The following is a 26,762-nucleotide window of genomic DNA, read 5'->3' on the forward strand; positions in this document are numbered from 1 at the left end:
ATGCAACGTAAATCTCTGGATGCCTGGGTCGGGATCTTCGTGCTGGCCGGTGTGGCTGCACTGGCTTTCCTGGCGCTCAAGGTCGGTAACATGAGCTCGATGTCGTTCGGCCAGAAGACCTATGCCCTGAAGGCAAATTTTGACAACATCGGCGGCCTGAAGTCGCGTGCGGCCGTCAAGAGCGCCGGCGTGGTGGTGGGGCGGGTGGATTCGATCCGCTTCGATGACCAGACCTTCCGTGCCGTGGTCACGCTGAACATGGACGCCAGCTACAAATTCCCCAAGGACAGCTCGGCCAAGATTCTTACTTCGGGTCTGTTGGGTGAACAATACATCGGCATCGAGCCGGGCGGCGATACTGCTAACCTGGCCTCGGGCGATACGATTAAGATGACGCAATCCGCCATCGTGCTGGAAAACCTGATCGGTCAATTCCTGTACAGCAAAGCGGCAGAGGGAAAGGATGATTCCAAATGAATCAAATGAATAAAAAAACCATCAGCACCGCCAACGCAGGACGCCTCGGCGCCTTCGCCCTGGCGGCCGCCGCCCTGACCGGCTGCGCCAGCACCAACAGCAATCCGAATGATCCGCTGGAAGGCTTCAACCGCAGCATGTTCAGTTTCAACGACACGCTGGACCGCGTGGCCCTGAAGCCGGCCGCGCAAGCCTATGACACCGTGGTGCCGACCCCGGTCCAGCATGGCGTGGGCAACTTCTTCGGCAACCTCGGCGATGTCTGGTCATCCATCAACCAGCTGCTGCAGGGCCGGATCGAGCAGGGTGTCTCGACCTTCATGCGCGTGGCAATCAACACCACCTTCGGTCTGGGCGGCGTGCTGGACGTGGCGACCGAAGCCCGCCTGCCGCGCGAGAAATCCGACTTCGGCCAGACCCTGGGCCGCTGGGGCGTAGGCTCCGGTCCTTACGTGGTGCTGCCGTTCTTTGGTCCGTCCACGGTGCGTGATACTGCCGGCCTGCCGGTCGATTTCTACGGCGACCTGTGGACCTACAAGCGTCCGACCCGCTGGCGCAACGTCGGTACGGTGGTACGTATCGTCGACCGCCGCGCCCAGTTGCTGGACGCCTCGACCCTGCTGGAAGACGCCGCGCTGGACAAGTATGACTTCGTGCGCGACGCCTACCTGCAGCGCCGCCAGAGCCAGATCAACGGCGCTGCCGGTGGCAGCCGTGAGCAGAAGGAAGAAACCATCAAGCCCTGATGGCTGGATGGCAAGGGAAGGCCGCACAGGCCACGCCGCCCGCCGGGGAGCCGTGGCCTTGAAATGCGGCGCAACTGCCCAATCTGCGCACTCTACGTATTCCCTGCAGCCTGTGCTGCGCAATCTGTAACATCCGTGCCGAACTGTGACGGCGCGGGAACCCCGCTCCCGGGCGGGCTTCGAAGGACATGCCGGCTCCTGCTTGTGCTGCACGCCCGTCATTGCGACGGCACCCGTGCAGCCCCGGCGCCTTCTGCTGACTCGAATGGAAACTGACTTATGAAGATGCTTACCAAACTTTTTGCCATCGCCGCCTTCGCCGTTCCCGCGCTCGCCTTCTCGGGCGCTGCTTCGGCCCAGGAAGCTCCGGATGCGCTGGTCAAGCGCATCAGCTCGGAAGTGCTGGATACCGCCAAGAACGACAAGGACATCCAGTCCGGCAACAACAACCGCATCATGGAACTGGTGGAGCAGAAGATCCTGCCCTACGTCGACTTCGAACGCATGACCCAACTGGCCGCCGGCCGCTACTGGCGCCAGGCCACGCCGGACCAGCAGAAGCAGCTGATCACCCAGTTCCGCAGCCTGCTGGTGTTCACCTATTCCGGCGCGCTGTCGCAGGTGCGTGACCAGAAGATCGAATTCAAGCCGCTGCGCGCTGCCCCGACCGATACCGAAGTGGAAGTGAACTCGCAGGTGATCTCCGCCCGTGGCGGCGAGCCGATCCAGCTGAGCTATCGCTTGGAAAAGAAGCCCGACGGCTGGAAGCTGTATGACGTCAACGTGCTGGGCGCCTGGCTGGTGGAAGCCTATCGCGGCACCTTCGCCAACGAGATCAGCAAGGGCGGCATCGACGGCCTGATCAAGGCCCTGGCAGACAAGAACCAGCAACTGGCCGCACGCAGCAACGGCAAGAAGTAATCGCCGTCACCGTTCATCGCCATCCACACCCGACCACTGATCCGAAAGAGCGCATCATGTTCAAGCCCGGCGCCTCGCTGACTTTCACCAATGCCAGCACGGTCCTGCGCGAGGGCCTCTCGGCCATCGCCGCCGGCCAGGCCAGCATCGACGTGAGCGAGGTGGCGGTGGTCGATTCCTCGGCCGTGGCCACGCTCCTGGCCTGGCGGCGCGCCGCTGCCGGCCGTGGCGCGGCGCTGGACTTCGGTGCCTTGCCGGCCAACCTGCAAAGCCTGGCCGATTTGTACGGCGTGAGCGCCTTGCTGCAAGGCGCAGCCGCGCCGACCTCCGCTACCGATCGACATCACTGATCGCTTTCTCCCCTCTGGTCCGGTCTCCCGGGCGCCGGGAAGCCCGTGCCCGGGCGGCCCGGAATATCGAATTCCCCTATAATCGAAGGTTTTGCAGGCGCGCTGGCAGCGTTGACGGCGGTTTTCCTTTCCGCCCATGCCGTATCCCACCGGTCTGCAATACCGAAACACCACGCTATTCCCATAGCACAACGACAACATGGCTGCGCTTGCACGCCTCCCCAGCGGAGCGCCTGACGTAGCCAGGGCGAGGCGGACAGCGGATTCCCCGGTGGAACTCCTGCCTCCTTATTTATTTCTGGCAAGTAACGTATTGAACGGGCGAGGCAATGGCCGCTCTCCAAATCACAGACATCAAGAAGCGCTACCAGTCCCTGCAGGCGCTGGGCGGGGTGTCGCTGGCGATCGAAGAAGGTGAATTCTTCGGTCTGCTCGGCCCCAATGGCGCTGGCAAGACCACGCTCATTTCCATCATCGCCGGGCTGAACCGGGCCGATTCGGGCTCGGTCACCATCCACGGGCATGACGTGGTGAGCGACTATCGCGGCGCCCGCATGAACCTGGGCGTGGTGCCGCAGGAACTGGTGTTCGATCCCTTCTTCACCGTGCGCGAGACCTTGCGCATGCAGTCCGGCTATTTCGGCCTGACCAACAACGACAAGTGGATCGACGAGGTGATGGAAAACCTCGACCTCACCAACAAGGCCGATACCAACATGCGCGCGCTCTCCGGCGGCATGAAGCGGCGCGTGCTGGTGGCCCAGGCGCTGGTGCACAAGCCGCCCGTGATCGTGCTCGATGAACCGACCGCCGGGGTGGACGTGGAACTGCGCCAGACCCTGTGGCAATTCATCGGACGCCTGAACCGCGAAGGCCATACCATCGTGCTGACCACGCACTACCTGGAAGAAGCCCAGGCCCTGTGCAACCGCATCGCCATGCTGAAGTTCGGCAAGGTGGTGGCGCTGGATTCGACCGAGGGGCTGATCCGCCGCATCTCCGGTTCGCAGATGCTGCTGCGCCTCAAGCGCGGTAGCCTGCCCGATGGCTTGAAGGCGCTGGTCACCCATCCGGAAGAGCTGTTGTCGGGCAATAAATTCACGCTGCGCGTGACGGACTACAAGGAAGTCGAACCCATCCTGGCCACGCTGCGCGCCTCGGGCGCGGAGATCGACGATCTGCAGTTGCAGCAGGCCGACCTGGAAGACGTCTTCATCCAGATCATGGGAGATGAAAAATGATTGGCTTCCGTACCCTGTTCTACAAGGAAATCCTGCGCTTCTGGAAGGTCGCCACCCAGACCATCACCGCGCCCATCGTCACGGCCCTGCTGTATCTGCTGATCTTCGGCCATGTGCTGCAGGATCGCGTGCAGGTTTATCCGGGGGTGAACTACACCGGCTTCCTGGTGCCGGGCCTGGTGATGATGAGCGTGTTGCAGAATGCCTTTGCCAACAGTTCGTCTTCGCTGATCCAGTCCAAGATCACCGGCAACCTGGTGTTCGTGCTGTTGACGCCCTTGTCGCACTGGGAACTGTTCGGCGGCTACGTGCTGGCGGCCGTGGTGCGCGGCCTGATGGTGGGCGCGGGCGTGTTCGTGGTGACCGCGTGGTTCGGCCACCTGGACTTCGTGGCGCCGCTGTGGATCCTGGTGTTTGCCCTGCTGGGCGCAGGCATCCTGGGCACCATGGGGCTGATCGCCGGTATCTGGGCCGAGAAGTTCGACCAGCTGGCCGCGTTCCAGAATTTCCTGATCGTGCCGCTGACTTTCCTGGCCGGCGTGTTCTATTCGATACACTCGCTGCCCCCGTTCTGGCAGGCGGTATCGCATTTCAACCCGTTTTTTTATATGATCGATGGCTTTCGCTACGGCTTCTTCGGCCAGTCCGACATCCCTCCCATGACCAGCCTCGGTATCGTCGCCGTGTTCTTCGTGGCGCTGTCTACCCTGGCCGTGCGCATGCTCAAGAGCGGCTACAAGCTGCGCGCCGGTTCGCATTGAACACGCTGCGACTTGCCATCTCCCCCATTCCCGTGAAGAGCCTCAACATGCTACCCACACCTGAACTCGTCAAAAGCTACATCGCCGCCGGCCTGGAGTGCCAGCACCTCGAAGTGGAGGGCGATGGCCAGCACTTCACCGCCGTCATCGTCGCCGAGGCATTCGCCGGCAAGCGCCTGATCCAGCGTCACCAGCTGGTCTATGCCGCGCTGGGTGACCGCATGCGCGAAGAAATTCACGCGCTGTCGATGAAGACCCTGACTCCCGAAGAATTCCAGAAATAAGGCAACACGATGGACAAGCTTTTGATCCGTGGCGGCAAGCGCCTCTCCGGTGACCTCACCATTTCCGGTGCCAAGAATGCCGCGCTGCCTATCCTGTGCGCGGGCCTGCTGACCGATGGCGACCTGGTGCTTTCCAATGTGCCGCACCTGCAGGACGTGGCCACCATCACCAAGCTGATGACCCAGATGGGCTTGCGCGTACGCGAGAACGGCGAGCAGCTGGTCTTGAACGGCAATGACATCACCCGCCCCGAAGCGCCCTATGAACTGGTCAAGACCATGCGCGCCTCGATCCTGGTGCTGGGCCCCTTGCTGGCGCGCTTCGGCCAGGCCAAGGTGTCGCTGCCCGGCGGCTGTGCGATTGGTTCACGTCCGGTGGACCAGCACATCAAGGGACTGCAGGCGATGGGCGCGGAAATTCATATCGAAGCCGGATACATCTATGCCAAGGCCAAACGCCTGAAGGGCGCGCGCATCGTCACCGACATGATCACCGTCACCGGTACCGAGAACTTGCTGATGGCCGCCGTGCTGGCCGAGGGCGAGACCGTGCTGGAAAACGCCGCGCGCGAACCCGAAGTGGGCGACCTGGCCAACCTGCTGGTGAAGATGGGCGCGAAGATCGAGGGCATCGGCACCGACCGCCTGGTGATCCAGGGCGTGGACAAGCTGCACGGCGCCGAGCATGAAGTCATCGCCGACCGTATCGAGACCGGCACCTTCCTGTGTGCTGTCGCGGCCACTGGCGGTGACGTCACCCTGCGCCGTACCCGCGCGGGATTGCTGGATGCCGCGCTGGACAAGCTGCGCGAAGCCGGTGCCATCCTCACCACGGGCGAGGACTGGATCCGCATCCAGATGGCGCGCCGTCCCAAGGCGGTAAGCTTCCGCACGACCGAATATCCGGGCTTCCCGACCGACATGCAGGCGCAGTTCATGGCCCTGAATTGCCTGGCCGAAGGCACCAGCCACGTTACCGAGACGATTTTCGAAAACCGCTTCATGCACGTGCAGGAGTTGAATCGCCTGGGCGCGGCTATCGATGTGGAAGGCAATACCGCCATCGTTACCGGCGTGGAAAAATTCATCGGTGCTCCCGTGATGGCCACCGACCTGCGCGCCTCGGCCTCGCTGGTCATCGCCGGCCTGGCGGCGCAGGGCGAGACGGTGGTGGAGCGCATTTATCACCTCGACCGTGGCTATGACCGCATGGAAGCCAAGCTGTCGGCCATCGGCGCGGATATCGAACGCATCAAGCAAGTTTGACGGATTCCAGAAAAAGCACACCATCATGACCCAACAACTGACGCTGGCGCTCTCCAAGGGCCGTATTTTCGAAGAGACCTTGCCGCTGCTCAAAGCCGCCGGCATCACCGTGGCCGAGGATCCGGAATCCTCGCGCAAGCTGATCCTGCCCACCAATGACCCCGACGTGCGCGTGATCATCGTGCGCGCCTCGGACGTGCCGACCTACGTGCAATACGGCGCGGCCGATTTCGGCGTGGCCGGCAAGGACGTGCTGATGGAACATGGTGGCGAAGGCCTGTACCAGCCCATCGACCTGAACATCGCCAAGTGCCGCCTGTCGGTGGCGGTGCAGGAAGGTTTCGACTACGCCAGTGCAGTGCGCCAGGGTGCGCGCCTGCGCGTGGTGACCAAGTACGTCAATACCGCGCGCGAGCACTTCGCTGCCAAGGGTGTGCACGTGGACCTGATCAAGCTGTACGGCTCCATGGAACTGGGCCCGCTGGTGGGCCTGTCGGATGCCATCGTCGATCTGGTCAGCACTGGCGGTACGCTGCGCGCCAACAAGCTGGTGGAAGTCGAGCACATCATCGACATCTCCTCGCGCCTGGTGGTGAACCAGGCCGCGCTGAAGTTGAAGCGCGAGCGCCTGCAGCCGATTCTCGATGCCTTCGAGAAGGCTTCCAAGGCCAAGTAATTCCCACGATCCCAGACATCCTCGCAGAGCAGGTGAGACCATGAGCATTGCCATCCGAAAACTCGATTCCGCCGATGCCGGCTTCCGTGACAAGCTGTCGGCCGTGCTGGCCTTCGAAGCCAGCGAGGACGAAGCCATCGACCGCGCTGCGGCCACCATCCTGGCCGACGTGAAGGCGCGCGGTGACGCCGCCGTCCTGGAATATACCCAGCGCTTCGACCGCGTGCAGGCCGCTTCCGTGGCCGGCCTTGAGATCGGCAAGGACGCGCTGCAAGCAGCGCTGGCCGGGCTGCCCGAGGCACGCCGCCATGCGCTGCAGACTGCCGCTGATCGCGTGCGCGCCTATCATGAGCGTCAGAAGAAGGAATGCGGCTCCGATGGTTTCCTCTATCGGGAAGCCGATGGCACCGAACTGGGCCAGAAGGTCACACCGCTGGATCGCGTGGGTATCTACGTGCCGGGCGGCAAGGCGGCTTATCCGTCATCGGTGCTGATGAATGCGATCCCGGCCAAGGTGGCCGGCGTGCAGGAAGTCATCATGGTGGTGCCGACTCCGGATGGCGTGAAGAATGAACTGGTGCTGGCCGCCGCCGCCATTGCCGGCGTGGATCGCGTCTTCACCATCGGTGGTGCGCAGGCCGTGGGCGCACTGGCCTATGGCACCGCCACCATCCCGCAGGTGGACAAGATCGTCGGTCCGGGCAATGCCTACGTCGCTGCTGCCAAGCGCCGCGTGTTCGGTGTGGTCGGCATCGACATGATCGCCGGTCCCTCCGAGATCCTGGTGATCTGCGATGGTGCTACCGATCCGGACTGGATCGCCATGGACCTGTTCTCTCAAGCCGAGCACGATGAGCTGGCGCAATCCATCCTGCTGTGCCCCGACGCCGACTACATCGCCAAGGTGGAAGCCTCGATCAACCGCCTGCTGGAAGATATGCCGCGCAAGGACGTGATCCGCACCTCGCTGACCGACCGTGGCGCCCTGGTCAAGGTGCGCGACATGGAGGAAGCCTGCGAGATCGCCAACATGATCGCCGCCGAGCACCTGGAAATTTCCGCGCAGGAACCGCAGCAGTGGGCTGACCAGATCCGTCATGCCGGTGCGATGTTCCTGGGCCGTTTCTCCTCCGAATCGCTGGGCGATTATTGCGCCGGTCCCAATCACGTGCTGCCGACCTCGCGCACGGCGCGCTTCTCGTCGCCCCTGGGCGTGTATGACTTCCAGAAGCGTTCGAGCGTCATCCGCGTGTCGGAAGAGGGCGCGCAGACGCTGGGCAAGATCGCCGCCGAACTGGCCTATGGCGAAGGTTTGCAGGCGCACGCGCGCTCGGCCGAATTGCGCCTGAAGAAGTGACATGACCTCCGCCACCGACTCCCTCGCAGGCGCCGGCTGGCTGGACCGCGTTTTTTGCGAGGACGCGTTGGCCGTCGAGGCTGGTCTCGCGCGCATTCCCGATGGCAGTGTCGATCTGCTGATCGCCGATCCGCCGTATGGGCTGGGCAAGGATTACGGCAACGATTCCGACAAGCTCGATACCGCCGCCTACCTGGCCTGGACCGAGCAATGGGTCGATGCCGCGCTGCCCAAGTTGAAGCCCAATGGCAGCCTCTACATCTTCCTGACCTGGCGCAATTCGCCGGAGATCTTCGTGATGTTGAAGCAGCGCATGACCATGGTCAACGAGATCATCTGGGACCGTCGCGTGCCCTCGATGGGCGGCAGCACCCGGCGTTATTCGTCGGTGCATGACACCATCGGTTTCTTCGCGCGCGCCAAGGATTACTTTTTCGACCTCGATGCCATCCGCATTCCCTACGATGCCCAGACCAAGAAGGCGCGCTCACGCTCCATCTTCGTCGGCGCCAAGTGGCTGGAGATGGGCTACAACCCCAAGGATGTGTGGAGCGTCTCGCGCCTGCACCGCGAGCACAAGGAGCGCGCCGACCATCCCACGCAAAAGCCGCTGGAAGTGGTGGAGCGCATGGTCAAGGCCTCCTGCCCGCCGGGTGGTGTGGTGCTTGATCCCTTCATGGGCAGCGGCACCACGGCCGTCGCGGCGCGGCGCTGCGGGCGGCACTTCACCGGTTTCGAACTCAATCCCGATTATTGCGAACTGATCCGCCAGCGTATCGATGCCCTCGACGCGCCGGCCCCTGTGAGTCAAGACGATGAATCCCTCCAAGCCTGAGACCGTGGACCAACTGCTTGCCAATGTGATCCGTCCCGTGGTGCGTGGCTGGCAGTCCTATCACGTGCCCTCGGCCGAAGGGCTGGTCAAGCTCGATGCAATGGAGAATCCCTACGTGTTGCCGCTTGCGCTGCGCGAGGAACTGGCGCAGCGATTGGCCGCGCTGGAGCTCAACCGTTATCCGGTGCCGTCCTATACCCGGCTCAAGGCGGCCATCTGCACGCAGCTCGGCGTGCCGTCCGGTTATGACGTCTTGCTGGGCAATGGCTCCGATGAGCTCATCACCATGCTCTCGGTGGCTTGCGCGATTCCGGGGCGTACTGTCCTGGCGCCGGAACCGGGCTTCGTCATGTACGGCATCTCGGCAGCGATGGCCGGACTGAACTATGTGGGCGTGCCGCTGCGCGCGGACCTCACGCTGGACTTGCCGGCCATGCTGGCTGCCATCGAAGAGCACCAGCCGGTCATCACCTGGCTGGGCTATCCCAACAATCCGACCGGCACGCTCTATCCGATGGCTGACGTGCTGCGCATCATCGAGGCCGCTGCTCCGTACGGGCTGGTGGTGGTGGATGAGGCTTACCAGCCCTTCGCCGCCTCGACGCTGATGCCGGCATTGCCGCAGCACAACAATCTGCTGGTCATGCGCACCGTCTCCAAGCTGGGACTGGCCGGCATCCGGCTGGGCTACCTGTCGGCGGCCCCGGCCCTGTTGCGCGAATTGGACAAGGTGCGCCCGCCCTACAACGTCAACGTGCTTACCGAAGCGGCAGCGTTGTTCGTGCTGGAGCACTTGCCGGTGCTGGAGGCGCAGGCGGCGCAGCTGCGTGAAGCGCGCGGGGTGCTGGCGGCTGAACTGGCGGCGCTGGAGGGGGTGGAAGTATTCCCCTCGGCGGCCAATTTCATCTTGATTCGCGTCCCGGATGCCGATAAAGTCTGCGCCGCCTTGCTGGCGCGCAGGGTACTTGTCAAAAATGTCGGTAGAATGCACGTATTGCTGCAAAACTGTTTGCGCATTACCGTCAGTTCAGATGAAGAAAACGCCATCTTCCTGACGGCCCTGAAAGAGGCACTGCGCGAGCATTGAAGGATGTACGCTCGCGCCCAGGCAAGCTGGCACCAGGCATTACCCAACGATAGAACCCGTCTAACCTCTACCATGTCTACACCGAGAACCGCGGAAGTCGTCCGCAACACCAACGAGACGCAGATCCGCGTTGCGATCAATCTGGATGGCACCGGCCAGCAGAAGCTGGATACCGGCGTGCCTTTCCTGGACCACATGCTGGACCAGATCGCCCGCCATGGCCTGATCGACCTGGATATCCACGCCAAGGGCGATCTGCACATCGACGCGCACCATACGGTGGAAGACGTGGGCATCACCCTGGGCATGGCCTTTGCCAAGGCCATCGGCGACAAGAAGGGCATCCGCCGCTACGGCCATGCCTACGTGCCGCTGGATGAAGCACTCTCGCGCGTGGTGATCGATTTCTCCGGCCGTCCCGGCCTGGAATACCACATTCCCTTTACCCGCTCGATGATCGGTTCCTTCGATGTGGACCTGACCAGCGAGTTCTTCCATGGTTTCGTCAACCATGCGCAGGTGACCCTGCACGTGGACAACCTGCGTGGCGTGAATGCCCACCACCAGGCCGAGACGGTGTTCAAGGCCTTCGGCCGCGCGCTGCGCATGGCCGTCGAACTCGATCCGCGCGCTGCTGGTACGATTCCGTCCACCAAGGGCAGCCTGTAAATCGCAGGGTATCGCTAAACATCATCTGGGTTTCCCGGTGCGCGAGCACCGTTCAATGTCGCCATGAATAAAATTGTTGTAGTCGATTACGGCATGGGCAACCTGCGCTCGGTGGCGCAGGCGCTGCGCCATGTCGCGCCCGAAGCCGACGTGCGCATCTCCGGCGAAGTCGCCGATATCCGCGCCGCTGACCGCGTGGTCCTGCCCGGCCAGGGCGCCATGCCCGATTGCATGCGCAGCCTGCGTGAATCCGGCGTGCAGGATGCCGTGCTCGAAGCCTCCCGCACCAAGCCGCTGTTCGGTGTGTGCGTGGGCGAGCAGATGCTGTTCGACTGGAGTGAAGAAGGCGACACCCCCGGCCTGGGCCTGCTGCCCGGCAAGGTGGTGCGCTTCGAGCTCGAAGGCGTGCGCCAGGACGATGGATCGCTGTTCAAGGTGCCGCAGATGGGCTGGAACCATGTGCACCAGACCAGCGCCCACCCGCTGTGGGAAGGCATCGCCGATACCGCCTTCTTCTATTTTGTCCACAGCTATTACGCCGTCCCGGCCGATGCGTCGCACGTCGTTGGCCAGACGCCGTATGGTCGTGATTTCGCTTGTGCCGTGGCACGCGATAATATCTTTGCAACCCAGTTCCACCCGGAAAAAAGTGCCTCGGCGGGTTTGCAGCTGTATCGGAATTTCGTACACTGGAAACCTTGATTTTTTGCCTTTCCGGCAAGAACTTCGCCGCAGAGCGTCGCCAACCCTTCTTTTTTACTGACTAGTCATCCCCTAGCCATGCTGCTCATACCCGCCATCGACCTGAAAGACGGTCATTGCGTACGCCTCAAACAAGGTGATATGGAACAAGCCACCGTTTTCTCCGAAGATCCGGCGGAAATGGCCCTGCACTGGCTCAAGCAGGGCGCGCGCCGCCTGCACCTGGTGGACTTGAACGGCGCCTTCGCCGGCAAGCCCAAGAACGAGGCCGCGGTGAAGTCCATCCTGAAAGTCGTCGCCCGCTTCGCCGAGGAAAACGAGGTCGAGGAAATCCCGGTGCAACTGGGTGGCGGTATCCGCGACCTGGATACCATCGAGCGCTACCTGGACGATGGCCTGTCCTACATCATCATCGGTACTGCCGCGGTGAAGAACCCCGGCTTCCTGCATGATGCCTGCAGCGCCTTCCCCGGCCAGATCATCGTCGGCCTGGATGCCAAGGACGGCAAGGTCGCTACCGATGGCTGGAGCAAGCTGTCCGGCCACGAAGTGGTGGACCTGGCGCAGAAGTTCGAAGGCTATGGCTGCGAAGCCATCGTCTACACCGACATCGGCCGCGATGGCATGATGGGCGGCGTCAATATCGAGGCCACCGTGCGCCTGGCGCAGGCGGTGACCATTCCCATCATCGCTTCGGGCGGCGTCCACAACGTGGGCGACGTCGAGGCGCTGTGCCGGGTCGAGGATGAAGGCATCGAAGCCGTCATCTGCGGCCGTTCCATCTACGAAGGTACGCTGGACCTGCGCAGCGGCCAGGATCGTGCGGATGAACTGACGCGCGAACTGGAAGCCAACCGCCTGTCCGGCAGCAAATAACATGGCCCTTGCAAAACGCATCATCCCTTGCCTGGACGTGACCGCAGGTCGCGTGGTCAAGGGCGTCAACTTCCTGGAGCTGCGCGATGCCGGCGATCCGGTTGAAATCGCGCGCCGCTATGACGAGCAGGGCGCCGATGAGCTGACCTTCCTCGATATCACCGCCTCCTCCGACGGCCGCGACCTGATCCTGGACATCATCGAAGCCGTGGCTTCGCAGGTCTTCATTCCCCTGACCGTGGGGGGCGGCGTGCGCGCGGTGGAAGATGTGCGCCGTCTGCTCAATGCCGGTGCCGACAAGGTGGGCATCAATACCTCGGCCGTGACCAATCCGCAGCTGGTGGCCGATGCGGCCAACAAGTACGGCTCCCAATGTATCGTGGTGGCCATCGACGCCAAGCGCGCCGGTGACGGCAAGTGGGAGGTCTACACCCACGGTGGCCGCAATGCCACCGGCCTGGATGCCGTCGAATGGGCGCGCAAGATGGCGCAGCTGGGTGCGGGCGAAATCCTGCTGACCAGCATGGACCGTGATGGCACCAAGAGCGGTTTCGACCTCGATCTGACCCGTGCGGTTTCGGAAGCGGTCAGCATTCCCGTGATTGCGTCGGGTGGCGTGGGCGGCCTGCAGGACCTGGCCGACGGCATCACCAAGGGCAAAGCCGATGCGGTGCTGGCGGCCAGCATCTTCCACTATGGCCAGCACACCGTGCAGGAAGCCAAGCGCTTCATGGCCGACCAGAACATTTCCATGAGGCTGGCATGAGCATCAGCGCCAAATGGCTCAACAAGGTCAAATGGGATGAAGTCGGCCTGGTGCCGGTGATCGCCCAGGAAGTTGGCAGCAATGACGTGCTGATGTTCGCCTGGATGAACCGCGAGGCGCTGGCGCGCACCGTGGAGATCGGCCAGGCGGTCTATTGGAGCCGCTCGCGCAAGAAACTTTGGCACAAAGGTGAAGAATCTGGTCATTTCCAGAAGGTGCATGAAATCCGCCTGGACTGCGACGAAGACGTGGTGCTGCTCAAGGTCGAACAGGTCGCCGGCATCGCCTGCCATACCGGCCGCCATTCCTGTTTCTTCCAGAAGTTCGAGGGCAGCGCCGACAGCGGCGAATGGGTGACCGTCGAGCCGGTCCTGAAGGATCTGCAGCCCGGTGCCGGTGGCGGACCCGTGGCCGCCGCGCAGGCCGAACCGGCCGCCAAGCCCAAGCGCGTGCGCAAGAGCATCCCCAAGCCCGTCGACAGTGACAAGACCCCATCATGAGTGAAACCCTGAAGCGCCTGGCCGAGGTCATCGAGTCGCGCAAGCTGGCCAATGGCGGCAATCCCGAGAAATCCTACGTCGCCAAGCTGTTTTCCAAGGGCGACGATGCCATCCTGAAGAAGATCGGCGAGGAAGCCACCGAAACCGTGATGGCCGCCAAGGATGCCCGCGTCTCGGGTGACAAGTCCAAGGTGCTCTACGAGTGTGCTGACCTGTGGTTCCATTCCATGGTCCTGCTGGCGCAGTTCGACCTGAGCCCGCAGGACGTGCTCAATGAACTGGCGCGCCGCGAAGGTCTCTCCGGCCTGGAAGAAAAGGCGGCCCGCAAGGACTGACCTTCTGCCTGTCTTTCCATTCCCCCTTGTTTCCCAGGAGTACGGCTTTGGATAATTGCATTTTCTGTAAGATCGCTGCAGGCCAGATTCCCTCGAAGAAGATCTACGAGGACGAGGACCTGATCGCCTTCCGCGACATCAACCCGGCCGCGCCGGTGCATTTCCTGATCGTGCCGCGCAAGCATGTGGCAACGCTGGCCGATTGCACCGCCGAACATACCGCCCTGCTGGGCAAGATGCTGGCCCTGGCGCCGCGCCTGGCGGCCGAGCAGGGCTGCGGCTATGGACTGGACGCCGAAGGCAAGCCCACCGGCGGTTTCAAGACCCTGATCAACACCGGACCGGATGGCGGCCAGGAGGTGTACCATCTGCACATGCACGTGATTGGCGGTCCGCATCCCTGGCGGGTACGGTTCGTGCAACAATAAGGATTCGCCGGCCCGGGGGCTGGCAGGTTTCACTTGTACACAGGGCAGGGATGTCCGCTTAGGAGAAGAGAATGGGTTCGTTCAGTATTTGGCATTGGCTGATTGTTCTGGTGATCGTGATGCTGGTCTTCGGCACCAAGAAGCTCGGCAACATGGGTTCCGACCTGGGCAAGGCAGTCAAGGGCTTCAAGGATGGCGTCAAGGGCGCCGAGGAAGAGAAGAAGGATGTGGCCATCGATGTGCAGGCCAAGGAAAAGGACAAGTCCGGCAGCTGATCAGGCCGCCCGCCAGTCCTGCCTGGCGGGTTTGCATGGCCCGCTTCGTGTTTGCTTGCGGGCATTCCCGTCTTCAAGCGCATGCGCGCCCTCGTTGTCCTCTTAATGTCCACACAGACTCATGATTGATATCGGCCTTACCAAGCTGGCCTTGATTGGCGTGGTCGCGCTGGTCGTGATCGGCCCCGAGCGCCTGCCCAAGGTGGCGCGCATGGCCGGCACCCTGTTCGGCCGCGCCCAGCGCTACATCAACGACGTCAAGTCCGAAGTCAGCCGCGAGATGGAACTCGACGAGCTGCGCAAGATGCAGAAGGACGTGCAGGATGCTGCCAGCGACGTCAGCAACAGCATTCACAAGAGCATGTCCGAGACGGAAGCATCGATCAATGACGCCTGGAACGGCGGCGACGATTCTTCCAGTTCCGACAGCGCCAGTGCGGGCGGCAGCTGGACCCGCACGCCCGATCCCTCCCTGCTGGCGATCAAGGCCAAGGCCTTCCGTCGCAAGAAGCTCTCGCGCACCACCGGGGTGCCGGCCTGGTACAAGAACCAGAGCGGCCACAAGACCCGTGTGATCTCGGCCTCGGCCCGCGTGGCCAAGTACCGCCGTCCGGTCGGCACCGGCAAGTCGGCCGGTTTCTTCTAATCTGGCGCAGCGCGTCTCACTTCATCAGAATGCACCGACCCCATGGCTGAAGAAAACACCCAGGCCGAAGACACCTTCATCTCGCACCTGATCGAATTGCGCAGCCGTATCGTCAAGGCGGCTGCGGTGGTGCTGGTGGTGTTCCTGTGCCTGATGCCCTTTGCGGCCCACATCTTCGACGTGCTGGCCGCGCCGATGATCCACGCGCTGCCTGCCGGCAGCAAGATGATCGCCACGGGCGTGATCACGCCTTTCCTGATCCCCATCAAGGTCACCATGCTGGTGGCGGTGCTGATCTCGCTGCCCTGGGTGCTGTACCAGCTCTGGGCCTTCGTCGCGCCGGGCCTGTATGCCCACGAGAAGCGCCTGATCGCGCCGCTGGTGATCTCGTCCTCGCTGCTGTTCGTGACCGGGGTAGCGTTCTGCTACTTCTTCGTCTTTGGCGTGGTCTTCCCGTTCATCAACAACTTCGCGCCCAAGTCGGTCTCGGTGGCGCCGGATATCGACAGCTACGTCGACTTCGTGCTGACCATGTTCGTGGCCTTCGGTGTGACCTTCGAGGTGCCGGTGATCGTGATCGTGCTGGTGCGCATGGGCCTGGTGCCGCTGTCCAAGCTCAAGCAGATCCGTCCCTACGTGATCGTCGCCGCCTTCATCGTCGCGGCCGTGGTCACCCCGCCGGACGTGATGAGCCAGCTGATGCTGGCCGTGCCGCTGGTGCTGCTCTATGAAGTGGGCCTGCTGGTGGCGCCGATCTTCGAGCGTGCCACGCGTGCGCCGGATGCCGAGCCCAGCAGTTCGGTGTCGTCCGAATAAACAAACTTTCCGGCAAAAAACAAAGCCCGCTCGATGATGAGCGGGCTTTGTCGTTTTTGGAGGAGGCAACAGGCGGCCCGGTCATTCCTCGCTGGTCACCAGCGGAATCTCGCGTAGCCATTGCACCAGCGGATAGGCATCCCTGAATCCTTCCAGCACCTGCTTGCCGAGGTCGGCGGGAATCTTCTTGCGGATATCCTCTTCGGTCCAGACGATGAAGCTCTTCAGCTTCACGTATTCGATATTGGGCGTGTCGGGATCGAAGCCCTTGGGCGGGCGTTGCAGCTTGCCTTCTTCCTGCAGATCGCCATAAGTCGCCACAAGCTTCTTGTTCTTGCGCATCTTGGTGAAGCCTGCAGCATCCTCGACCACGCGATTGCGGATGGCACGCAGGCGCGGCGTCGGCGGCAGATATTCGCCACCGGCGATGAGCAGCTGCCCGGCTTCGTTGATGTGGAAGTAGTAGGCCGGACCGCCGCCCTGGCTGGGCTTTTTCAGGCCGCTGGCGGTGATGGCGGCCGAGAAGTGGGTCTTGTAGGGGCGCTTGTCGTGCGAGAAGCGCATGTCGCGGTTGATGCGAAACAGCGCCTTCTTCGGATTGCAACCCGCAATGGCCGGATCGAACTTGCTGATCTCGGCGATGAGCTTGATGGTCAGCGCCAGGAATTCCTCGCGCAGGATGTCATAGCGCGGCTTGTTCATGACGAACCAGGCGCGGTTGTTGTTTTCGGACAGTTCCCCCAGGAACTGGATCAGGTCACGCACGTGCATGGATGGTCTCTCCTCGCTTATTCTTCGTCGGCATCATCGTTCTTGGGCGGCGGCGGACGCTTGCCCACGGTGATGTTCAGCTTGGTCTCCTGCGACTTGCGCAGCACCGTCATGGCGGTCTGCTGGCCGGGCGTGAGTTGCGCGATGACGTTGAGCATCTCGGTGGTATCGGCCACGGGCTTGTCGTCAATGCTGACCAGGATGTCGCCCGGACGCATGCCTGCGCGGTCGGCCGGGCCACCCTTGAGCACGCCGGCGATGATGGCACCGGTCTTCTTGCCCAGGCCGAAGCTCTCGGCCAGTTCCGGCGTGATGTCCTGCGGCTCCACGCCGATCCAGCCGCGCACCACCTGGCCGTGGCTGATGATGGCTTCCATCACGGTCTTGGCGGTGGACATCGGGATCGCAAAGCCGATGCCGAGGTTGCCGCCGGTACGCGAGTAGATCGCCGTGTTGATACCCAGCAGGTTGCCGTTGGTATCGACCAGCGCGCCACCGGAATTGCCGGGATTGATGGCCGCATCCGTCTGGATGAAGTTTTCGAAGGTGTTGATGCCCAGGTGATTGCGGCCCAGCGCAGAGACGATGCCCATGGTCACCGTCTGGCCCACGCCGAAGGGGTTGCCGATGGCCAGCACGACGTCGCCCACCGAACTGTTTTCGGGGTGGCCCAGGGTGATGGCGGGCAGGTTTGGCAGGTCGATCTTGATGACGGCAAGGTCGGTCTCGGGATCGATGCCGACCACCTTGGCGCTGGCCTTGCGGCCGTCGGCCAGGGCCACTTCGATCTTGTCGGCCGCTTCCACCACGTGGTTGTTGGTCAGGATGTAGCCCTGCGGGCTGACGATCACGCCCGAACCCAGGCTGGATTGCTTGTCATCCTGCTGCTGCTCGTCGAACTGGTCGCCGAAGAACTTGCGGAAGAAGGGATCGTTCTGGAAGGGGCTCTTCTGCGGGCGCGCTTCGGTCGTGGTGAAGATATTGACCACCGAGGGCATGGCCTGGCGCGCCGCATGGCGGTAAGAGTCCAGGGCGGGCGCGGCGGGCGTGGCTTCCTGCATCTGGATCGTGGACTGGGCAGGGCGTGCGCGCGAAGTGAAGGATCCGGACAGCCAGTCCGGCTTCAAGGTCGCTACAATGAACCACACTGCCAGACCCACTGTCACGGTCTGGGCAAACAACAGCCATAAACGTCGCATAAAGAATTCTTGGTTTTGATTTGAAATCGGATGAGGAAGAGATGACCCGCCACATTAGCAGAAACGAGTTCGCAGTCTATCTGGGGCAGACGCTTAGCGCGGCGCAATATCGCGATTATTGCCCAAACGGCTTGCAGGTGGAAGGGCGCACCACCATTGGGCGCGTGGTCAGCGGCGTGACTGCGAGCCTGGCGCTGATCGAGGCGGCAGTGGCGTGGCAGGCCGATGCCATCTTGGTGCATCACGGCTACTTCTGGCGCGGTGAAGATATGCGCGTGATCGGGCAGAAGCAGCGGCGACTTAAGTTACTGCTCGGCCATGACATCAATCTGTTTGGCTATCACCTGCCGCTGGATTCGCATCCCGAGCTGGGCAACAATGCCCAGCTGGCCAAGCGGCTCGACTTCGACGCCAGCGGCCGTTTCGGCGAAAACGACATCGGCTGGATCGGTCGCTGCCATGCGCCTTCGGTCAAGACCGCTGCCGACCTGGCGATGTTGATCGAAAAGCGCCTGGGCCGCATGCCGCTGCTCATCGGCGACCCGCATCAGCCCATCGGCCAGGTCGCCTGGTGCACGGGCGCAGCGCAGGGCATGCTGGGGGATGCCATCGAGGCCGGTGCCACGGCTTACATCAGCGGCGAGATTTCAGAGCCGACCGTGCATCTGGCGCGCGAGACCGGCACCGTCTATCTGGCTGCCGGCCACCACGCCACCGAGCGCTACGGCATCCAGGCGCTGGGTGAGCATGTGGCTGCGCATTTCGGTATCGAGCATCGCTTCATCGACATCGACAATCCGGTATGACGCCGGGCTGCAACGCTTTAAGCTTCATACCTGAATTACCTTATGTGAAGGATTCTCGGGCAGGGCAGCCGTCAGTCCTGCTTCTTGAGCGCATCGCGGATTTCGCGCAGCAGCAGCACGTCTTCCGGCGTCGGCGCGGGTGCGGCGGGGGTGGCTTCCTCATGCTTGGAAGCCAGGTCGCGCGCCTTGTTGATGGCGCGCACCATCTGGAAGATGATGAAGGCCAGGATCAGGAAGTTGATGAAGATGGTCAGGAAGTTGCCGTAAGCGAACACCGCACCGGCCTTCTTGGCTTCGGCCAGCGGCAGGCCGTAGGCTTGTCCGTTCAGGGGCAGATAATAGTTGGCGAAGTCCAGGCCACCGAAGATCTTGCCGACGATGGGCATGATGATATCCTCGACCAGCGAGCTGACGATCTTGCCGAAGGCTCCGCCGATGATGACACCGACGGCCAGGTCGACCACGTTTCCCTTGATCGCGAAGGCGCGAAAGTCCTTGAGCATGCTCATCCCTGGTTTCTCCTTTGAAAGTTGCTGTTTAAACATGAGGCGGGCTTACAACGCGTTATATCCTGCCCGTCAGGAAAAGTAAATCGGACAAGCACTGACGCCGCACTGCAAAAAAACCGAGAACGAGAGCAGATTGACAAGGGGTTGCGCTGCGTCAAATGTTCATTTTCACAAGCCTGTACCATACCGGCCGTTAGCTACAAAACCCTATTCAGCTTATATATAATCGAAAAGTTGCATGAGGGTCACTTAGAAGGTCCACGCTAACTTACATTTGGAGATTGGGGTCTTTATGACTGACGAGAATCAGGTCGACGCGAGTCGACGAGGTTTGCTTGTTGCGACTTGTGCGGCCGGAGGTGTAGCGGGTTTGGCCACCGCTGGAGCATTCGTCTCCACCCTGCAACCTTCTGAACGCGCCAAGGCAGCGGGCGCACCGGTGGAAGTGGATATTTCTTCACTGGCTCCCGGTGAAATGCGCACCGTCGAGTGGCGCGGCAAGCCGGTCTGGATTCTCAAGCGTACTCCCGAGATGATCGCTTCCCTGAAGCAGACCGATGGCGAAGTGGCCGATCCCAATTCCAAGCGCACCGATTTCTCCCAGACGCCCGATTACGCGCTCAACGAGTGGCGTTCGGTACGCAAGGACATCCTGGTGGTGGTCGGCATCTGCCCGCACCTCGGCTGCTCGCCCAGCTCCCGTTTCCAGAGCGGCCCGCAGACCTCGCTGCCGGACGACTGGCATGGCGGCTTCCTGTGCCCCTGCCACGGCTCCACCTTCGACCTCGCTGGTCGCGTCTACAAGAACAAACCGTCGCCGGACAACCTGCAAGTCCCGCGTTACATGTTTGAAGGAGAAAACAAGCTCGTTATCGGCAAGGACGAGAAAGGGGAGGCCTGATCATGGGAGCATTTCACGAAAAGAAGCTGCCTGAGGACGCGCCCGTCGCGGCCAAGGCGCTTAACTGGGTCGATGCGCGCTTTCCGCTGACGGCCACCTGGAAAGCCCATCTTTCCGAATACTACGCACCGAAGAACTTCAACTTCTGGTACATCTTCGGCTCCCTGGCCTTGCTGGTGCTGGTGATCCAGATCGTCACCGGCATCTTCCTGGTGATGCACTACAAGCCCGATGCCAACCTGGCCTTTGCCTCGGTCGAGTACATCATGCGCGACGTGCCCTGGGGCTGGCTGGTGCGTTACATGCACTCCACCGGCGCCTCGGCCTTCTTCATCGTGGTCTACCTGCACATGCTGCGGGGCCTGCTGTATGGCTCTTACCGCAAGCCGCGCGAACTGGTGTGGCTGTTCGGCGTGGGTATCTTCCTGTGCCTGATGGGTGAAGCTTTCTTCGGTTACCTGCTGCCCTGGGGCCAGATGTCCTACTGGGGTGCACAGGTGATCGTGAACCTTTTCGGTGCCATTCCCTTCATCGGCCCTGACCTGTCGCTGCTCATCCGCGGCGATTACGTCGTTTCCGACGCTACCCTGAACCGCTTCTTCTCCTTCCACGTGATCGCCATTCCGCTGGTGCTGATCGGCCTGGTGGCGGCGCACATCATCGCGCTGCACGAAGTGGGCTCGAACAACCCGGACGGCGTGGAAATCAAGGAAAAGACCGATGAGAACGGCGTGCCGCTGGATGGCGTGCCGTTCCATCCGTATTACACGGTGCATGACATCTTTGGTGTCTCGATCTTCCTGCTGGTGTTCTCGGCAGTGATCTTCTTTGCCCCGGAAATGGGCGGCTACTTTCTGGAGTACAACAACTTCATCCCGGCCGATTCGCTCAAGACACCGCTGCACATCGCCCCGGTCTGGTACTTCACCCCGTTCTACTCGATCCTGCGTGCCACCACGGCCGACTTCATGGGCTGGCTCATCGCCGGTGTGGCGGCCTATGTGGCGCTGCTGGTGTTCAAGTCGCGCCTGACGGCCAAGCTGAAGATGGTGGCCATCGTGATCGGCCTGGCCGTCATCGCCGGCATGCTGGTCTTCGATGCCAAGTTCTGGGGCGTGGTCCTGATGGGCTTGTCGGTGGTGATCCTGGGCGGCTTGCCGTGGCTGGATCATTCGCAGGTCAAGTCCATCCGCTATCGCCCGAGCTGGCATAAATACGTGTATCTGGTCTTTGGCATTGCCTTCGTCATCCTCGGCTACCTCGGCGTGCAACCGCCGACGGCCATCGGCACCACCGTCTCGCAGGTGTGCAGCTTCATCTACCTCGGCTTCTTCCTGCTGATGCCGTGGTGGAGTGCTGCCGGCACCTTCAAGCCGGTCCCCGAGCGCGTCGTCTACCACCCGCACTAAGCCAGCCGCCAAAGGACAAGAACATGACATTGCTCAAGAAAGTGATTGCCGCGCTGGCCCTGCTGCCGGCGCTGGCCTGCGCCAACGAAGGGGGTTACCCGCTGGACCGCGCCCCGGACCGTACCAAGGACGTTGCTGCATTGCAAAATGGTGCCAAGCTGTTCGTCAATTATTGCCTGAATTGCCACGCGGCTTCCTCGATGCGCTACAACCGACTGCGCGACATCGGCCTGACCGAAGAGCAGATCAAGGACAACCTCATGTTCAGTGGGGAAAAGGTCGGCGATCTGATGAAGATTTCGATGTCGCCGCAAGACGCCAAGGCCTGGTTCGGTGCCACGCCGCCCGACCTCTCCGTGATCGCCCGCGCGCGGGCATCGGAGGCGGGCAGCGGTCCGGACTGGATTTATACCTACCTGCGCAGTTATTATACGGACGACAGCCGTCCCACTGGCTGGAACAACATGCTGTTCCCCAACGTTGGCATGCCGCATGTGTTGTGGGAATTGCAAGGTATCCGCAAGGCCAAGTTCGTGGAAGAGAAGGATCCTCACGACGCGAACAAGACCATCCACAAGTTTGCCGGCTTCGAACAAGTCAAGCCTGGCAAGATGAGCACGGCGGAATATGACAACAATGTCGCCGATCTCGTTGCTTATTTGCAATGGATGGGTGAGCCGGCGCAGAATACGCGCAAGCGGCTGGGTGTCTGGGTGCTGTTGTTCCTGGGTCTCTTCTCGGTATTGGCGTGGCGTTTGAACGCGTCCTATTGGAAGAACATCAAGTAAAAACGTACAATCACGTATCCGCGCAGTTTTTGCGGAATTGCGTATCGGGGTGAGCGTTATGCGTCTCGCCCCCCTTTTGTTTTTAGGGCTCTGAAAAAATGATGGTTCTCTACTCGGGCACGACCTGCCCATTTTCGCAACGTTGCCGCCTCGTCCTGTTCGAGAAGGGGATGGATTTCGAGATCCGCGACGTTGACCTGTTCAACAAGCCGGAAGATATCTCGGTCATGAACCCGTATGGCCAGGTGCCCATTCTGGTTGAGCGTGACCTGGTGCTGTATGAATCGAACATCATCAACGAATACATCGATGAGCGCTTCCCGCACCCGCAGTTGATGCCGGCTGACCCGCTCATGCGTGCCCGTGCGCGCCTGATGCTGTTCAACTTCGAGAAGGAATTGTTCGTTCACGTGCACACCCTGGAAAATGAAAAGTCCAAGGCTGCCGAGAAGAACCAGGAAAAGGCCCGCCACGAGATCCGTGACCGCCTGACCCAGCTGGCACCGCTGTTCTTGAAGAACAAGTACATGCTGGGTGACGAGTTCTCCATGCTGGACGTGGCCCTGGCCCCGCTGCTGTGGCGCCTGGATCACTATGGCATCGAGCTGTCCAAGACGGCCGCGCCGCTGATGAAGTACGCCGAGCGCATCTTCTCGCGTCCTGCCTACATCGAAGCCCTGACCCCGTCCGAAAAGGTCATGCGCCGTTAAGCCGTACCCGCTGCGCTGTCGCTTCGGTGGCGGCGCAGCGGCAAGTCGTCCAGATTGCAGTTCCACCCCGGCCTTGCCGGCAGATGCGTTTTACGAGCGCATCGCACATCACACCAGTCATGCCAGAAGTCTCCACCAAGCCTTATTTGCTGCGCGCCATCTACGAGTGGTGCACCGACAATGGCTACACGCCGCACATTGCGGTGGTCGTCGACAGCCGCACCCGGGTGCCGATGCAATTCGTCAAGAATGGCGAGATCGTCCTCAACATCAGCTTCGAGGCCACCAGCGGCTTGAAGATGGAGAACGACAACATTCACTTCAGCGCCCGTTTTGGTGGCGTTTCGCGCGATATTCTGATCCCGGTGGAAAACGTGATCGCGATCTACGCCCGCGAGAACGGCCAGGGCATGGCATTCGAAGCGCCTGCGCCGGCCACGGCCGAAGAGGCGCAACAGGCGCCTGAGCAGGAAAGCGGTGCGCCGGTGCTGTCGTCAGTTCCTGTCTCGGAGCCCGAAAAGAAGCCTGCCGAAGGTAGTGACAAAGGCGATGACGACCCGGAACCTCCGAAAAAGGGTGGGCGTCCTGTACTCACGCGCATCAAGTAGGCTATAATCGCCGGCTGAAGTTTTTGCTGGCTTAGCTCATCTGGTAGAGCACCTGACTTGTAATCAGGGGGTGGCGGGTTCAAGTCCTGCAGCCAGCACCAGTATTTAAAAGGCTCTCCGACTGGAGAGCCTTTTTATTTTGCTCCGCAATTATGTTTTTGCTCCGCAATTTATGCACTTAGCGAATATTGCTTAAAATCAATCGCATTTGGGAGCACGCCGATTAGGGAAGTGGGACGCCCCGAGTTTCCCGCGCCTCTGCCAGTGCGTTAGCGACTATTTGAGGCAACTCTTTCAGGTCTACCCGCCTGAATCCTTGGGGTGGTTCCAAAATTGGCTCTAGCTCCATATGTGGATAATGTTCCGAGGCCACTCTTTCTAGGTCTTTGTATGCTTGGACATAGAAGCGCTCGTAATCCAAGCGGATTAACAATGCCAGATACAAATCGCTGACGTTGTTCGTGAGTCGAGATCCGATAGCCTCACTGTCCCTTTCCCAATCGACTTGTTCGATCCTCTCAAGTTTGTCCTGAATTGCATCGACTACAGGTGACAGCAGTGAGTCGGCAGTTTCTAACTCCTTATAGACTTTGATTACGTCTTGGTAGCTTGCAAATGCATTGCGCCCCTCCGCGTTTGCATTCAGGAATTGCAAGGCCTTGAGATCGGCCGCGCCGGCAGAACTGAAGGTGAAGACCATGCGTGATGCATATGTCCAAATAGGTGCCACCCCTTCGAATTGTCGATGAATCTCTTCTCTGTATGCTGCGGCATCATGAATGGCTCGACGATAACGCAGAAAATCAATATACATTGCTCGTATCGAGGCGGCGGCGCCGTAGACTTCGGCGGCTTCTTCTTCTTGGCGGCGGTCGTCTTGCATTCGCCGGTTATAGCTGAAAGCTAAAGTAGCACCTATGAACGGGCCGACGACGACTTTAAACAGTTCCCACACAAAATGTGTGATTTCCATGCCCATGCTAGCTCTCATCGTGTCGATTGCTAGAATGGGCCTGTACATAATTTTGTGTAAACGGACTATTGGCAGGAAACTGTCGCCTTGTCCGGAGCCACAATGAGTAAAAAGAAACACGACGTACCCGAAGAATTACTGGCTGGATTGCTAGCCAATTACAAGAATCCCGAAGATTTAATAGGTGAAGAAGGCCTGTTGAAGCATCTCACCAAGCTGGTGGTGGAACGAGCCCTGGAAGCCGAGCTGAGCGAGCACCTGGGCCATGAGAAGCACGGGAGCGTAGCCAATGGTCGGGCAACACCCGAAACGGCAAGAGTCGCAAGACGCTAAAGGGCGAATTCGGCGAGTTGCCAATTGAAGTTCCTCGAGACCGTCATGGCAGCTTCGAACCGAAGCTGGTAACCAAGCATCAGACGCGCTGGGCCGGCTTCGACGACAAGATTATTTCGCTGTATGCCCGTGGCATGACAGTAAGAGAGATTCAGGCGCACCTGGAAGAGATGTATGGAACCGAGGTGTCACCCAGCCTGATTTCATCGGTCACTGACGCCGTTGTCGATGAAGTCAAAGCCTGGCAAGCTAGGCCATTGAATCCAATTTATCCCATCGTTTATCTCGACTGTATCCATGTCAAAGTGCGTGAAGGAACGGTGCGAGTAAAAGCCGTCTACCTAGCCATCGGCATCACCATGGACGGTGAGAAGGAGGTGTTGGGACTGTGGCTAGCGCAAACGGAAGGCGCCAAGTTCTGGCTGCAGGTTGTCACTGAGCTGCGTAATCGCGGCGTGCAAGATATCTTCATCGCTTGCGTTGACGGCTTGAAGGGCTTCCCGGATGCCATCGAAGCTGTGTTCCCGAAGACCACGGTGCAGCTGTGTATCGTCCACATGGTCCGGCACAGCTTGAATTACGTCTCATGGAAACGACGTCCGGAGGTGGCGGCTGACCTACGATTGATTTACCAGTCGGCAACCGCCGAAGAAGCCGAACTCCGACTCGGTGAATTCGAAGAGAAATGGGATGCAGAGTATCTGCCTATCGGCCAATCCTGGCGGCGCAACTGGCCCCGTCTGATTCCGTTCTTCGACTTCCCACCAGAGATTCGAAAGGTCATCTATACGACCAATGCCATCGAGTCGGTCAACATGAGTTTGCGCAAGCTGACTAAGAACCGGGGCTCGTTCCCCAGCGATGAGGCGCTGATTAAACTCTTCTTCCTGGCCCTGCGCAACATCAGTAAAAAGTGGACGCTGCCCATCCGAGATTGGAAAGCTGCACTGACTCGGTTTACTATCCAGTTCGGTGAACGTATCTCTATGAATTAAACGAAATCCCGTTTACACAAAAAATCGGACACGCCCATGCCAAGCCGCTATGGGTAATCTAAGGCGGATTCCCCCCATGTCCTATTTTCTAGCTGACTGGCCGTCTTTTGACTACCAAACGATGCCTGGAGGTAGATATCGTTTGCTTAATGTTTTCCTCATTATCGGTTATTGGCTGTGTATTCGTGACTATTTTTCTTGTTGGAAATGTTTGCCGCATAGACAGTAAAGCATCTGACGCAACCCGCCATATGAGTGCAGAAAAATGGCACATAACGATCATGACCAAGGAGCGCGTCCAGGAAAACGCAGCGGGCGAGAATGAAGAACACTCGAACAAGGGGCAATTGAGCGCGGTCACCAGATGCTAATGTTGTGGGAAAAGTCGCAGCCGGTTATGAGCTGTCTGAGCCGTCGCAATCGAGAATCGCCCAGGCTAGTGAGTCGGACATACGCCGATAGCCGAAGCCCGGGAGCTCTTACGCTGCCGCGATGAATTACTACGTGTGGCTCCGATCCTTTTCAGGTTGTAGCAACTGATAATCCTCTGGACTTGCGAAAGCGCAACTACTTCTGCGCACGCCTTTAACGGGACATCATTTCTAGGTTATTGCTATTTGATGCGCTCCCCACAGAGCTTCATCCATTAATCCTACGTGTCTGTCGGAGATAGATTCTCCGTTTTAGCGAATTGCCTGATGTTCATAAGGCAGAATTTTTCTCATACTATTTGTAGCCCTCTGATA

The 26,762-nt window shown here is 60.7% G+C and carries 31 protein-coding genes, 1 tRNA gene and 2 pseudogenes; 30 read left to right on the forward strand and 4 right to left on the reverse strand.

What is annotated here, in order from left to right; all coding sequences use genetic code 11:
• The 22 genes and pseudogenes from mlaD to tatC all read left to right on the forward strand — a co-directional run bounded on the left by mlaD (position 1) and on the right by tatC (position 16,014).
• Entirely contained in the window at positions 1–477 is a 477-nt protein-coding gene (mlaD, locus tag ACVC5H_RS04405; protein ID WP_489621186.1) for an outer membrane lipid asymmetry maintenance protein MlaD, read from the forward strand.
• Between the two features lie 5 nt (positions 478–482).
• Positions 483–1,223 (forward strand): MlaA family lipoprotein, encoded by a 741-nt coding sequence (locus ACVC5H_RS04410; protein ID WP_489621187.1) that lies wholly within the window; start codon positions 483–485, stop codon positions 1,221–1,223.
• Positions 1,224–1,502: 279 nt separating this feature from the next.
• Positions 1,503–2,144, forward strand: a complete 642-nt coding sequence (locus ACVC5H_RS04415) for an MlaC/ttg2D family ABC transporter substrate-binding protein (RefSeq protein WP_489621188.1) — start codon at positions 1,503–1,505, stop codon at positions 2,142–2,144.
• Positions 2,145–2,200: 56 nt separating this feature from the next.
• Entirely contained in the window at positions 2,201–2,494 is a 294-nt protein-coding gene (locus ACVC5H_RS04420) for an STAS domain-containing protein (RefSeq protein ID WP_489621189.1), read from the forward strand.
• A 329-nt stretch (positions 2,495–2,823) separates the two neighbouring features.
• Positions 2,824–3,735, forward strand: a complete 912-nt coding sequence (locus tag ACVC5H_RS04425) for an ABC transporter ATP-binding protein (RefSeq protein ID WP_489621190.1) — start codon at positions 2,824–2,826, stop codon at positions 3,733–3,735.
• Positions 3,732–4,496: an ABC transporter permease gene (locus ACVC5H_RS04430; protein ID WP_008332476.1), complete on the forward strand. Its 765-nt coding sequence runs from the start codon at positions 3,732–3,734 to the stop codon at positions 4,494–4,496. Before ACVC5H_RS04425 ends, ACVC5H_RS04430 begins: the two co-directional genes overlap by 4 nt.
• A 47-nt stretch (positions 4,497–4,543) precedes the next feature.
• Complete coding sequence (locus tag ACVC5H_RS04435) at positions 4,544–4,780, forward strand: BolA family protein (RefSeq protein WP_008332475.1); 237 nt, start codon at positions 4,544–4,546, stop codon at positions 4,778–4,780.
• Between the two features lie 9 nt (positions 4,781–4,789).
• Positions 4,790–6,046 carry a UDP-N-acetylglucosamine 1-carboxyvinyltransferase gene (gene murA / locus ACVC5H_RS04440; RefSeq protein WP_489621191.1) on the forward strand — a complete coding sequence of 419 codons (1,257 nt, stop codon included), beginning with the start codon at positions 4,790–4,792 and terminating at the stop codon, positions 6,044–6,046.
• Between the two features lie 25 nt (positions 6,047–6,071).
• Positions 6,072–6,722: an ATP phosphoribosyltransferase gene (gene hisG / locus ACVC5H_RS04445; protein WP_134223469.1), complete on the forward strand. Its 651-nt coding sequence runs from the start codon at positions 6,072–6,074 to the stop codon at positions 6,720–6,722.
• Between the two features lie 40 nt (positions 6,723–6,762).
• A complete protein-coding gene (hisD, locus tag ACVC5H_RS04450) occupies positions 6,763–8,079 on the forward strand; it encodes a histidinol dehydrogenase (protein WP_489621192.1) in 1,317 nt (438 codons plus the stop codon).
• Position 8,080: 1 nt separating this feature from the next.
• On the forward strand, positions 8,081–8,914 hold the full coding sequence (locus ACVC5H_RS04455) for a DNA-methyltransferase (protein ID WP_489621193.1): 834 nt from the start codon (positions 8,081–8,083) through the stop codon (positions 8,912–8,914).
• Positions 8,895–10,001 (forward strand): histidinol-phosphate transaminase, encoded by a 1,107-nt coding sequence (gene hisC, locus ACVC5H_RS04460; RefSeq protein ID WP_489621194.1) that lies wholly within the window; start codon positions 8,895–8,897, stop codon positions 9,999–10,001. The genes ACVC5H_RS04455 and hisC overlap by 20 nt, the downstream gene beginning before the upstream one ends.
• Before the next feature lie 72 nt (positions 10,002–10,073).
• Entirely contained in the window at positions 10,074–10,670 is a 597-nt protein-coding gene (gene hisB / locus ACVC5H_RS04465) for an imidazoleglycerol-phosphate dehydratase HisB (RefSeq protein ID WP_013235995.1), read from the forward strand.
• 63 nt (positions 10,671–10,733) lie between these two features.
• Complete coding sequence (hisH, locus tag ACVC5H_RS04470; RefSeq protein WP_489621195.1) at positions 10,734–11,372, forward strand: imidazole glycerol phosphate synthase subunit HisH; 639 nt, start codon at positions 10,734–10,736, stop codon at positions 11,370–11,372.
• Positions 11,373–11,450: 78 nt separating this feature from the next.
• On the forward strand, positions 11,451–12,248 hold the full coding sequence (gene hisA, locus ACVC5H_RS04475; RefSeq protein WP_489621196.1) for a 1-(5-phosphoribosyl)-5-[(5-phosphoribosylamino)methylideneamino]imidazole-4-carboxamide isomerase: 798 nt from the start codon (positions 11,451–11,453) through the stop codon (positions 12,246–12,248).
• 1 nt (position 12,249) lies between these two features.
• Positions 12,250–13,014 (forward strand): imidazole glycerol phosphate synthase subunit HisF, encoded by a 765-nt coding sequence (gene hisF, locus ACVC5H_RS04480; protein ID WP_017453776.1) that lies wholly within the window; start codon positions 12,250–12,252, stop codon positions 13,012–13,014.
• Positions 13,011–13,394: pseudogene (hisI, locus tag ACVC5H_RS04485) on the forward strand (phosphoribosyl-AMP cyclohydrolase); the annotation flags it as partial. The gene hisF and the pseudogene hisI, both read left to right, overlap by 4 nt.
• 116 nt (positions 13,395–13,510) lie before the next feature.
• A complete protein-coding gene (locus ACVC5H_RS04490; RefSeq protein WP_069374928.1) occupies positions 13,511–13,849 on the forward strand; it encodes a phosphoribosyl-ATP diphosphatase in 339 nt (112 codons plus the stop codon).
• 47 nt (positions 13,850–13,896) lie between these two features.
• A complete protein-coding gene (locus tag ACVC5H_RS04495) occupies positions 13,897–14,277 on the forward strand; it encodes a histidine triad nucleotide-binding protein (RefSeq protein ID WP_489621197.1) in 381 nt (126 codons plus the stop codon).
• Between the two features lie 71 nt (positions 14,278–14,348).
• Positions 14,349–14,552, forward strand: a complete 204-nt coding sequence (tatA, locus tag ACVC5H_RS04500) for a Sec-independent protein translocase subunit TatA (RefSeq protein WP_338716625.1) — start codon at positions 14,349–14,351, stop codon at positions 14,550–14,552.
• Positions 14,553–14,673: 121 nt separating this feature from the next.
• Positions 14,674–15,198, forward strand: coding sequence for a Sec-independent protein translocase protein TatB (gene tatB, locus ACVC5H_RS04505; RefSeq protein WP_489621198.1), 525 nt, complete (start codon positions 14,674–14,676; stop codon positions 15,196–15,198).
• Between the two features lie 42 nt (positions 15,199–15,240).
• Positions 15,241–16,014 carry a twin-arginine translocase subunit TatC gene (tatC, locus tag ACVC5H_RS04510; RefSeq protein ID WP_489621199.1) on the forward strand — a complete coding sequence of 258 codons (774 nt, stop codon included), beginning with the start codon at positions 15,241–15,243 and terminating at the stop codon, positions 16,012–16,014.
• Between the two features lie 81 nt (positions 16,015–16,095).
• Here the strand turns inward: tatC and ACVC5H_RS04515 are convergent, their stop codons facing one another.
• Together ACVC5H_RS04515 and ACVC5H_RS04520 are read right to left on the reverse strand one after the other, a co-directional pair.
• A complete protein-coding gene (locus ACVC5H_RS04515) occupies positions 16,096–16,785 on the reverse strand; it encodes a DUF2461 domain-containing protein (protein WP_489621200.1) in 690 nt (229 codons plus the stop codon).
• A 17-nt stretch (positions 16,786–16,802) separates the two neighbouring features.
• On the reverse strand, positions 16,803–17,984 hold the full coding sequence (locus tag ACVC5H_RS04520; RefSeq protein ID WP_489621201.1) for a Do family serine endopeptidase: 1,182 nt from the start codon (positions 17,982–17,984) through the stop codon (positions 16,803–16,805).
• A gap of 41 nt (positions 17,985–18,025) precedes the next feature.
• Here ACVC5H_RS04520 and ACVC5H_RS04525 point away from each other — a divergent pair, with 41 nt between their 5' ends.
• Complete coding sequence (locus ACVC5H_RS04525; RefSeq protein WP_489621202.1) at positions 18,026–18,790, forward strand: Nif3-like dinuclear metal center hexameric protein; 765 nt, start codon at positions 18,026–18,028, stop codon at positions 18,788–18,790.
• 71 nt (positions 18,791–18,861) lie between these two features.
• Here the strand turns inward: ACVC5H_RS04525 and mscL are convergent, their stop codons facing one another.
• On the reverse strand, positions 18,862–19,299 hold the full coding sequence (gene mscL / locus ACVC5H_RS04530) for a large conductance mechanosensitive channel protein MscL (RefSeq protein ID WP_338716618.1): 438 nt from the start codon (positions 19,297–19,299) through the stop codon (positions 18,862–18,864).
• Between the two features lie 292 nt (positions 19,300–19,591).
• Here mscL and petA point away from each other — a divergent pair, with 292 nt between their 5' ends.
• The 6 genes from petA to ACVC5H_RS04560 all read left to right on the forward strand — a co-directional run bounded on the left by petA (position 19,592) and on the right by ACVC5H_RS04560 (position 23,816).
• Positions 19,592–20,200: a ubiquinol-cytochrome c reductase iron-sulfur subunit gene (gene petA, locus ACVC5H_RS04535; RefSeq protein ID WP_338716617.1), complete on the forward strand. Its 609-nt coding sequence runs from the start codon at positions 19,592–19,594 to the stop codon at positions 20,198–20,200.
• A gap of 2 nt (positions 20,201–20,202) precedes the next feature.
• Positions 20,203–21,609: a cytochrome b N-terminal domain-containing protein gene (locus tag ACVC5H_RS04540; protein ID WP_489621203.1), complete on the forward strand. Its 1,407-nt coding sequence runs from the start codon at positions 20,203–20,205 to the stop codon at positions 21,607–21,609.
• A 23-nt stretch (positions 21,610–21,632) separates the two neighbouring features.
• A complete protein-coding gene (locus tag ACVC5H_RS04545; protein ID WP_338716615.1) occupies positions 21,633–22,397 on the forward strand; it encodes a cytochrome c1 in 765 nt (254 codons plus the stop codon).
• A gap of 98 nt (positions 22,398–22,495) precedes the next feature.
• Complete coding sequence (locus ACVC5H_RS04550; RefSeq protein ID WP_017453790.1) at positions 22,496–23,107, forward strand: glutathione S-transferase N-terminal domain-containing protein; 612 nt, start codon at positions 22,496–22,498, stop codon at positions 23,105–23,107.
• A 119-nt stretch (positions 23,108–23,226) separates the two neighbouring features.
• Complete coding sequence (locus tag ACVC5H_RS04555) at positions 23,227–23,715, forward strand: ClpXP protease specificity-enhancing factor (RefSeq protein ID WP_489621204.1); 489 nt, start codon at positions 23,227–23,229, stop codon at positions 23,713–23,715.
• Between the two features lie 25 nt (positions 23,716–23,740).
• Positions 23,741–23,816: transfer RNA gene (locus ACVC5H_RS04560), tRNA-Thr, on the forward strand.
• 122 nt (positions 23,817–23,938) lie between these two features.
• On the opposite strand, the gene ACVC5H_RS04565 is transcribed toward ACVC5H_RS04560, so the two are convergent.
• On the reverse strand, positions 23,939–24,694 hold the full coding sequence (locus ACVC5H_RS04565; RefSeq protein WP_489621205.1) for a hypothetical protein: 756 nt from the start codon (positions 24,692–24,694) through the stop codon (positions 23,939–23,941).
• A 96-nt stretch (positions 24,695–24,790) separates the two neighbouring features.
• Between ACVC5H_RS04565 and ACVC5H_RS04570 the strand changes: the two are divergent.
• A pseudogene (locus ACVC5H_RS04570) lies at positions 24,791–26,016 on the forward strand (IS256 family transposase).
• Positions 26,017–26,762 lie beyond the last annotated feature (746 nt).

Source organism: Herbaspirillum sp. Her3, assembly GCF_057961275.1.